The 1,890-nt window shown below is 70.1% G+C and carries 1 protein-coding gene; it reads right to left on the bottom strand.

Features of this window, described 5'->3' with window-relative positions:
• Window positions 1-42: 42 nt before the first annotated feature.
• Window positions 43-1,626 (bottom strand): alpha/beta hydrolase, encoded by a 1,584-nt coding sequence (locus ACX28W_RS43840; protein ID WP_459005679.1) that lies wholly within the window; start codon window positions 1,624-1,626, stop codon window positions 43-45.
• Window positions 1,627-1,890 lie beyond the last annotated feature (264 nt).

The following is a 1,890-nucleotide window of genomic DNA, read 5'->3' as shown; positions in this document are numbered from 1 at the left end:
ATGCCGGGGCGGCATGCCGGCGGTCGGGCGGGTGGGGTTCTGTCAGGTGCAGATCTTGCCGGCGGGTGGGAGCTGGCCTTGTGCCAGATAGCGGTCCACGGAGGTGTCGACGCAGGTGCTGCCGCGGTGGTAGGCGGCGTGCCCGTCGGCGTCGTAGGTGAGCAGGCGGCTGGAGGAGAGCTGGCGGGCGAGCGCCTTGGCCCAGGGGTATGGGGTGGCAGGATCGCGAGTGGTGCCGACGATCAGGATGGGAGCGGCACCTGGCGCGGTGAGGGTATGCGCGGGCTGGGTCGGCGGGACGGGCCAGTGGGTGCACTGCACGAGTTGGGTCGCATAGTCCTTGCCGAACTGGGGCGAGGCGCGCAGGAACTGCGGCAGCGCCGCCTGGACCTGCGCGGAGGTGAACCGCGGGGCGAGGGGGGAGCTCAAGCAGCTGATGGCGACGAACGCCTCGTTGGCATTGCTGGAGGTGTCGTCTGCGGAGCCGAGGATTTGCTGCAGCGCGATGGTGTCACCGGCCAGCACTCCCCGGAGCGCGGCGCGCAGCAGCTCCCAACCGGAGGCCATCAGCGCCGTCGTGACCGCGTTGAACAGGTCGTCCCCTGCGATGGAGATGTCCTTGCCCTGCCGGAGGGGGATGCGGTCCAGGGAGTGCCGAAGCGTGTCCAGTCTGCGGCTGATCTCCTTGACGGAGTGGCCCAGCGGGCAATCGGTGCGGGCGGCGCAGTCGGTGGCGAAGGACTCCCAGGCCGCCTGGAAGGCGGCCGCGGTCTGCAGGAAGTTTTGGTACCCGTCGATGGTGGGGTCGACGGCACCGTCAAGCACCATCCGGCCCACCCGGGATGGGAAGAGATCGGCGTAGGTCGCGCCCAGGTAGGTGCCGTAGGAGAAGCCGACGTAGTGCAACCGGTCATCGCCCATGAGCGCACGAAGCACGTCCATGTCCCGGGCCGCATCCAGGGTGCCGACATGGGGAAGCAGCCGCCCGGCGTGCCGGGCGCACGCGTTGGTGAACTGCTCGTATACCGCGTCATGGGCGGCGATCTCCGCCGAGTCGGCCGACATGCGGCGGCCGATCCCCGAGGGGGTCGTGGGCGTGTTGATGTCGCAGTCCACCGGGGTGCTGTACTGCACGCCGCGTGGGTCCATCGCGACCAGGTCGTAGGAGGCTCGCACGGACGGGGAGAAGAGGTCGGCGTGGCCGCCCGCCAAGGAGTCGATCGCGGATGCTCCGGGTCCGCCGGGATTGAACAACAGCGAGCCGATCCGTGCGCCGTTGCCGGTGGCCTTCTTCCGGATGGCCCGCAGGACAAGGTCGCCTGCATCCGGATGGGCGTAGTCCAACGGCGCCTTCACGGTGGCGCACTGGAACGAAGGGGCGCCAGGGCAGGGCTTCCACAGGAGCTTCTGCTGGTAGTAGCGCTGCAGTCCTGGCGGGGCGGCCGCGTCGGTGGCGGTGCCGTCCGCCCTGGCCGGCCACGTCACGGCGGGGGCTGCTCCAGGCCAGGCGGCGGGGGCGGTCAGCAGCAGCCCGCAGGCACCCAGCAGTGCCACCCTGCTGCGCAGCCTCCGCCTGGGTATTCGGTCAACGTTGGGTGTGCGGTCAGTGTCTCGTACAGCGGTCATCGCCATGCCTTCCTCGTGCGCCCAGCGTCCGAGCCCGCCGGATGAGGCTTCACGACGGGCCCGAGGTCACCCGGTGCCCGGACGGTTACGGGCAGTTCCCGACCACCGAGCCCCGGTGGGGCCTGTCGCGGGGGCTCGCCATCCACTGCGCTCCGCCCCGTGATCAGACCATCACAGACTGTGCTCAATGGACGGTTCGAGTAGGCCGAATGCGTGAACCGCGTCGAGTGCGTGCGTCACGGGTCTGATCAGGGGAGGTGTCGG

The sequence above is a fragment of the Streptomyces sp. SD15 genome, from assembly GCF_054462255.1.
Note: the sequence above shows the minus strand (reverse complement) of the source record. Positions and strands in the feature narration are given on the sequence as shown.

Coding starts and splice junctions, on each gene's coding strand:
- ACX28W_RS43840 (WP_459005679.1), bottom strand. CDS start 1,626: ATGACCGCTGTACGAGACACTGACCGCACACCCAACGTTGACCGAATA.